This window comes from Geodermatophilus africanus (genome assembly GCF_900107105.1).
GTDB classification, from domain to species: domain Bacteria; phylum Actinomycetota; class Actinomycetes; order Mycobacteriales; family Geodermatophilaceae; genus Geodermatophilus; species Geodermatophilus africanus.
Window position 1 is genome coordinate 260,162 of the sequence record NZ_FNOT01000007.1, and the last position, 6,633, is coordinate 266,794.

A 6,633-nucleotide genomic window follows, 5' to 3' on the forward strand; every position below is an offset into this window, starting at 1 on the left:
GTCATGGACGGCCTCTTGAGGTCTTCGAGGGCACGTCGCCTGCGCGCGCGTGCCTCCCGCGCGGCCCTGGTCGCTGTCATCGGCCTGGTGGGGCTCGTCGCCTCGCCGGGGACGGCCTCGGCGGCGGGCACGTACACGGTCGAGCCGGTGCTGAACTGCTACAAGGAGAACAGCAACAAGTCCTGGACCGTCGTCGTCGGCTACGTGAACGCCTCGTCGAGCACCGTCACGATCCCGCGCGGCGCCGACAACCAGGCCGCCCCGTCGAAGTTCGCGTCCCTGCCGCCGACGTCGTTCGAGCCCGGCACGGTCAACGGCGCGTTCACCACCACGGTGAGCCAGGCCGACCTGAACGCCGGCGCCCGCTGGGTGCTCGACGGCTTTACGCTCGACTACCGGGCGGCAGCGGGCGCGTCCCGGGTCTGCCCGGCGTCGACGGAGCTGCCGGAGGAGGGCAACGGCACCGGTCCGGCCATCGGGCTGGTGGCTGCCGGCGTCGTCGGCGCCGCCCTCGTGCACCGGGCGCGCAAGCGGGCGCTGGCCGCTGCGGGACGCGACGATGCGTAGGGTCCTCGCGGTCGGGGCCCATCCCGACGACATCGAGCTCGGCTGCGGCGCCACCCTGCTGGCCCACTCGGCGGCCGGCGACGCCGTCACCATGCTGGTCATGACCGGTGGCGAGAACGGCCCCGGGGACGACGCGGTGATCACCGGCCGGCGTCTCGAGCAGGAGCAGGCCGCGCGCACCCTGGGCGCCAGGCTGCTGTGGGGCGGCCAGGTCGACTGCACCGTGACGCCCGACGCCGCCACGGTCGCCGTCGTCGAGCGGGCGATCAAGGAGACCGACGCCGACGTCGTGTACGTGCACGCGCCCGACGACAGCCACCAGGACCACCGCGCCGTCGCCGCCGCGACGCTGTCGGCCGCCCGCCGGCTGTCGCGGGTCATGCACTACCAGAGCCCGTCCACGCTCACCTTCCACCCGACGACCTTCGTCGACGTGACCGCCTACCTCTCCGGCAAGCTCGCCGCCCTGGGCGCGCACGCCTCGCAGGTGGAGATGTCGGCGATGGTGGAACCCGACGCGGTCGTGGCCTCGGCCCGGCACTGGGGCGCCCAGGCCCGGATCGGCTACGCGGAGGCGTTCGCGCCCACCCGTCTGGTCATCGACCTGCTGCCCAGCCCGCGGCGCACCGCGGAGGAGGTCCCGGACACCCTCCGGCTGACCCTGCCGGCCTCCCTGGGGGTCAACGGCCGCTGACGCGGAGCACCTCGGACGAGCCCGGTGATCGGGGCCGGTACGCCGGCCCGGACTACCGGGCTCGTCGCGTTGCCGCTCGGGACGGCTCCGGTGCCGCTCCTGTCGATGTCGCCCTTCTCGGGCCCGGCCGGCCCGCGTTCGTCCCTCCCGTCCCGTCGCCGACCGGGAACGAGTTCTGCCGCCTTGACCTGCGTCTTAGCTCTTGCGGTGCGGGCGCGTTCGAACATACGATCGAATGCATGGACGGCGGGGCGCGGACCGGCACTCGTGGTGCTGGCGCGCCTTCCGTCGGGTGGGCGTCCGGGCCGTTGGGGGCGGTGCAGGCCGCGGCGAGGGAGATCTCGCGGCAGACCGCGCTGCGGGCCCGCGCGGTGGCGGCGTTCGCCGCGACCCGCCCGGCGAGCACGGACCGGGCGCAGGGCGAGCGCGGCGCGATGAGCGCCGAGCGGTGGGCGGCGCGGCCGGAGGTGCTGCGGCCGGTGAGCGAGTGGGCCGCCCAGGAGCTGTCGATCGCGCTGGACGTGAGCGTGGCGAAGGCCGAGGCGGAGCTGGCGCGGTCGCTGACGCTGGTGACCCGGCTGCCGCGGGTGCTCGACGCGCTGGAGCGCGGCCTGCTGCACCCGGATCACCTGTGGTGCCTGCTCGAGCACGTCGCACCGATCGCCGACGACGCGCTGCGTGCGACGGTCGAGGCGGACCTGCTGGCGTGGCTGGCCGCCCGCAACCGGGTGACCACCCCGGCGGCGTTGGCCGACCGGGTGCGGCGGGTGGTCACCCGGCTGAACGCCCGGGAGGCGGCGCGGGACCTGGCCCGCGCGCTGGCCGAGCGGGGGGTGTCGCTGCGGGCGGACCGCACGCCGGGGATGTCGGTGGTGACGGTGGTGTGCAGCACACCGGAGGGGCAGGCGTTCTACCGGGCGCTGTCCGCCTGTGTCGACGCCCTCGACGCCGAGCCGGGGGACGGGCGCACGCGCGGGCAGCGGCTCGTGGACTGCCTGCTGGACCTGGTGCTGCGGCCGGGGGAGGCCGGGCTGCCGCCGGTGCAGGCGCTGCTCACCGTCGTCACCTCGGTGCACACCGCGCTGGGTGGGGACCAGCCCGGTGAGGTCGACGGGCACGCGGTGCCCGCCGAGATGGCCCGCCAGCTGGCCCGCGCCTTCGCCGGCCTCGACCCCGTCGCCGACCCGGCAGCACAACCTGCCGACGGCGCCACGCTTGCCGGCGCCACCACCAGCCCGGACCGGGCCGCCGTGGACGCGACACCCGACGTGTCCTCCCTCGTCGGCGGCGCTCCCGAGCCGGTGGACGTGGCGGGCGGCCCGATCGAGCGGGCCGTCGCCGAGCTGCGTGCCGCGGACTTCGATCGGTGGCTGGACGAGCTGGTGCGCGACGCGTTCGGCGACGCTCCCGCACCGGGTGAGCCGGGCCGGCCCCCGGAGGCCGACGGGTGGGACGTCGGCGGCTGGCACGATCCCGGCGAGTGGCTCGACGCCCACGATCCGGATCCGCCGGGCGGCGACGACGGCGACCCGCTGCTATCTGTTCCGGACACGCCCGTGGGCACCGCCGGTGACGGCTGGTGGGCCGCCGCCGACCGCGCGGTGGAGGACGCCGGCGCGGCGGTGCACGCCGCTCGCCTGGCGCTGGGCGCCGCGCAGCAGTCGGTGCGCACCGCGCAGCGGGCCGACGCCGCCGACGAGGCCGCCTGGCGGGCCGGCACCGCCGGGCGGGTCGCCGCGGCCGGTGACGCGCTGGCCGCGCTGGCCGCCGCCGCCGACAGCCAGCGCGAGGACCTCGCCGCCCTGCTGTCGGCGACCGCCGGCGGTGGGTTGGCCGACCGGCCCCGCATCGCGGTCACCGACGCCGTCAGCGGCGCCCTGCTGGCCCTCACCGACCTGCCCGAGCTGCGCCGGGTCGGCGCCTGTGGGCGTCCCGCCTGCCGACGCCGGCCCGAGACCTGCGGCCACGACCTCACCGGCCGCCCCGGCCTGGGCGCTCCGCCCGCCACCGACGGTTACCGGCCGGCCGCGGCACTGGACCGCTTCACCCGCGCCCGCGACCGGCGCTGCCGCTTCCCCGGCTGCCGCCGCCGCATCCCCAAGGCCGGGGAGCTCGACCACGTCGAGCGGTATCCCGACGGGCCGACCGCCGCGGCCAACCTGGCCGGCTTCTGCACGGCCGACCACCGCGGCAAGCACCAGGCGCCCGGCTGGAGCTACGCCCTGGCTCCCGACGGCACCCTGACCGTCACCGCTCCCAGCGGGTTGGTCGCGGTCACCGACCCACCCCCCTATTGACCCGACGACGCCCTGCGCCGGACGTGCAGACACGACGAGCCCCGACCCGGACGGGGTCGGGGCTCGTCGTGGACGGACCAGCAGGTGCCCGGCGTGCCGCGAGGCTCAGGCGTTGCGGATGGCGGCGCGGACCTGGCCGATCAGGCTCGCCGGGATGTCGCTGAGGCCGTGGTCGTCATGGGCGTGACCGGCGACGGCGGCGAGGATGTCGTCGTCGGTCGGCGCGGTGAACGTCCGGCCGCACGAGGGGACGACGTCGCCACAGGCGAACTGCTTCACGGGTACCTCCGGGGGTGGGGAGAGACCGCCGTCCGGCGGACGGCGGGGGTCCGTCAGCCGGCGTGCGCCGCGGCCAGCTGCACCAGCAGCCGTTCGACGCGGACGATGCCGAGGGCGGCGCCGTGTGCGTCCACGCACACGATCGGGTCGAACCGGGTCTCCTCGGGGCGCGCGGCCACCCGCTGGGCGACCTCGCTGAGCCCCGCGGACGCGGGGACGCGCAGGCTCACCGGCGCGCGGCGGTGGCCGGGCGGGTCGCCGCCGCGGCGGTTCGGCAGCAGCAGGTACCACGCGTGCCCGTACTCGTCGACCTCGACGCCGACCGCCCCGTCCGGCGCGACGCCGTCCTCGACGATCAGGACCGGCTCGGCCAGCCCGGCCACGTGCTCGGTCAGCAGCGCCTGCGCGGCCTGGCGCCGCAGCCGGTCCCGCACCGCGGGCTCCAGCTGCACCCACGGCGGTCCGGGCCGCCCCAGCAGCCAGCCCTGGCCGAGCGGCACCCGCAGCCGCAGGAACGCCTGCAGCTCACCCCAGGTCTCGATGCCCTCGGCGAGCAGCCAGGCGTCGATCCGCCCGCCGAACTCGCCCAGCATCTCGACGAGGGCCAGCTTCACCTCGTCGCCGTCCACACCGGTGACCAGCGCCCGGTCCAGCTTGATCAGCTGCGGCCGGAACTGGGTCATCTGCTGCAGTCCCGAGTAGCCCGACCCCGCGTCGTCCAGGGCGAGCAGCGCCCCCTTGGCCCGCAGCCGGTCGCGCAGGTCGATGAGCGGCCGCAGGTCGCCCACCGCCTGGTGCTCGGTCAGCTCGAGCACCAGCGGCGCCAGGTCGTCCACGGCCAGCAGCGGTTCGGCCAGCTCGCGCTGGGTGAGCAGGTGGGGGCTGACGTTGACGGTCAGGAAGCAGTCCGCCGGCAGCGTGGGCAGCACGGCCAGGGCCTGGCGGACGACGATCGCCTCCAGCTCGGCCCCGCGCCCGGTGGCGTCCGCGGCGGCGAACCACCGGTCCGGCGTCTCGCTGCTGGGCCGGCCGTCCGGCGTGCTGAAACGGGCCAAGGTCTCGTAGCCGGCGATCGTGCCCCGCTGCAGGTCGACGATCGGCTGGTAGACCAGGCGCAGCAGCGAGGGGTCGGCGAAGACCGCGGCCAGCCGGGCATCCCACTCGCACGGTGCCACGGCGGTGCGCTCGGGCAGGGACACGGACACCTCGTCCGCATCGGCAGCGGAGCACGCGCGGCGCAGCCCGGGCTGCCCACCCTCACCACGTCGGGTGAGGCCGGGCACCGATGAGGGAACTCTCATGCGGCTCTCACCGCCGGGTGCAGCGCGACGGGGAGCGTGCAGGTGTGCGAACCCGACTGCGCCGGCACGCGGCCCTGCTGTCGCTCCTCGCGGCAGCCGCGCTGGTCGCCGTCGTCGTGGCGAGCTGGGTGGCCCTGCGCCCCGCCGCCAGCGAGCGCGACTCCCTTCCGGAGCCCATCCGGATCGTCGAGGTCCCCGGCTCGTCACCGCAGCCGGATCCGCAGCCGCCCGCCCCCGCGCCGCCGACCCCGGTCCCGGTCCGGGTCCCGCTTCCGGTCCCGCGCATGTCGTCCCGCCGCCGCCCTTGCCGGACAATGACGCGGATGACGACGAGGACGACGGCGGGGACGGCGGGGACGGCGGGGACGACCTCCCGGCCGTCGTCCCACCCGACCTCGGCGGCGTACTGCACCACCGCCGCCCCGTCGGGCTGCAGGCCGGCCGAGGTGACGCGCAGGCCGCGCAGCCGGCCGCCGGCGGCGTCGAGCACCGTCGTCCAGACGTCGCCCGCGGCCTCGCCCAGGAGCAGGTGGAGGGACGGCGGCCAGTCGCGCCGCAGTGCCGGGACGGGGGAGAGCAGGAGGGGAACGGTCACCCGGGAACGCTGGACCGCGCCGGTGACGACGCCGTGAGACGCCGGTGAGCGCGCCCTCATCCCCCGGACACGCCGGGCGAAGGGGTGCCGCCCGCCGTCGCGGGTACCCCCGCCTCGCAGCGGCCGCGCACCACCGCGCAGCCCAGACGGAGGGGAGATGCCGTGCCCGAGGTACCGCAGCCGGTCACCGACAACAGCGTCAAGGTCCGCCAGCTCAGCCACTACCAGTTCAGCTGGATCGCGGGGGAGCCCGGGCAGCCCGGCACCTACACGCTGCAGCTCGTGCTGGACCAGGGAGCGTGGGAGGAGGTCCTCACCCTCGACCCCGACGATGCGGACAACCTGCAGGACCTGCTGGCCAACACCGCGACGGTGCACTACGACATCGAGCGCCGGGTGCTGATGTTCGGCGTCACCCCGACCGGGACCTGAGCCACCCCGCAGACACGACGAGGCCCCGCCGGCGCAGCGCGCCGGCGGGGCCTCGTCGTTGTCGGCCCCCTCCCAGGGGCCCGCCCTGAGCCTGCGAGGGGCGGGGAGGGAGGAGGGCCTTGCTCAGCTGCGGCGGTCGGTGTCCCGGGCGCCGTCGACCTCGATCTCCTCCTTGCGGACGTCGGCCGACACCCGCTCCTGGTCGGTGACGGTCTCCTTGTTCAGGCGGATCCGCTCGACCGGCACGGCCTCCTTCTCCACCACCGGGCGCTCGGCGCGCAGGGTGACCTCGTGCTCCTCCTCGGAGATCGCCGGGCCGTCCATGGCGTTGCCGACGTTGGCGTCGGTGATCGGCTCGCGCTCGACCCGGACCTCCTCGCGCGACACCGGCACGGTCTCGGAGACGTTCTCGGTGACGACGTACTTGCGCAGCCGGGCCCGGCCGACCTCCTCGCTGCGGGTGCCCAC

Annotated in this window: 8 protein-coding genes; 4 read left to right on the forward strand and 4 right to left on the reverse strand. The window is 76.2% G+C overall.

The genetic code is table 11. From position 1 onward, the window contains the following. Window positions 1-3: 3 nt before the first annotated feature. From BLW63_RS15175 to BLW63_RS15185, 3 genes are all read left to right on the forward strand, one after another. Complete coding sequence (locus BLW63_RS15175) at window positions 4-567, forward strand: hypothetical protein (protein WP_139263570.1); 564 nt, start codon at window positions 4-6, stop codon at window positions 565-567. After that, window positions 560-1,261 carry a PIG-L deacetylase family protein gene (locus BLW63_RS15180; RefSeq protein ID WP_091157942.1) on the forward strand — a complete coding sequence of 234 codons (702 nt, stop codon included), beginning with the start codon at window positions 560-562 and terminating at the stop codon, window positions 1,259-1,261. Before BLW63_RS15175 ends, BLW63_RS15180 begins: the two co-directional genes overlap by 8 nt. 239 nt (window positions 1,262-1,500) lie before the next feature. Next, on the forward strand, window positions 1,501-3,558 hold the full coding sequence (locus tag BLW63_RS15185) for an HNH endonuclease signature motif containing protein (RefSeq protein WP_091157943.1): 2,058 nt from the start codon (window positions 1,501-1,503) through the stop codon (window positions 3,556-3,558). Window positions 3,559-3,663: 105 nt separating this feature from the next. On the opposite strand, the gene BLW63_RS15190 is transcribed toward BLW63_RS15185, so the two are convergent. The 3 genes from BLW63_RS15190 to BLW63_RS15200 form a co-directional block, all read right to left on the reverse strand. After that, window positions 3,664-3,837 carry a DUF1059 domain-containing protein gene (locus BLW63_RS15190; RefSeq protein ID WP_091157944.1) on the reverse strand — a complete coding sequence of 58 codons (174 nt, stop codon included), beginning with the start codon at window positions 3,835-3,837 and terminating at the stop codon, window positions 3,664-3,666. A gap of 53 nt (window positions 3,838-3,890) precedes the next feature. Further along, window positions 3,891-5,036: an EAL domain-containing protein gene (locus BLW63_RS15195; protein ID WP_244522592.1), complete on the reverse strand. Its 1,146-nt coding sequence runs from the start codon at window positions 5,034-5,036 to the stop codon at window positions 3,891-3,893. A gap of 109 nt (window positions 5,037-5,145) precedes the next feature. Next, entirely contained in the window at window positions 5,146-5,733 is a 588-nt protein-coding gene (locus tag BLW63_RS15200) for a hypothetical protein (protein WP_091157946.1), read from the reverse strand. 162 nt (window positions 5,734-5,895) lie between these two features. Here BLW63_RS15200 and BLW63_RS15205 point away from each other — a divergent pair, with 162 nt between their 5' ends. Next, entirely contained in the window at window positions 5,896-6,165 is a 270-nt protein-coding gene (locus tag BLW63_RS15205; RefSeq protein WP_091157947.1) for a hypothetical protein, read from the forward strand. A 123-nt stretch (window positions 6,166-6,288) separates the two neighbouring features. Here the strand turns inward: BLW63_RS15205 and BLW63_RS15210 are convergent. Further along, a partial coding sequence (locus BLW63_RS15210) for a YsnF/AvaK domain-containing protein (protein WP_139263572.1) occupies window positions 6,289-6,633 on the reverse strand: 345 nt, incomplete at its 5' end.

What these genes read in the sequence shown, in the direction of transcription:
- BLW63_RS15175 (WP_139263570.1), top strand. Translation starts at nt 4, where the DNA reads ATGGACGGCCTCTTGAGGTCTTCGAGGGCACGTCGCCTGCGCGCGCGT.
- BLW63_RS15180 (WP_091157942.1), top strand. Translation starts at nt 560, where the DNA reads ATGCGTAGGGTCCTCGCGGTCGGGGCCCATCCCGACGACATCGAGCTC.
- BLW63_RS15185 (WP_091157943.1), top strand. Translation starts at nt 1,501, where the DNA reads ATGGACGGCGGGGCGCGGACCGGCACTCGTGGTGCTGGCGCGCCTTCC.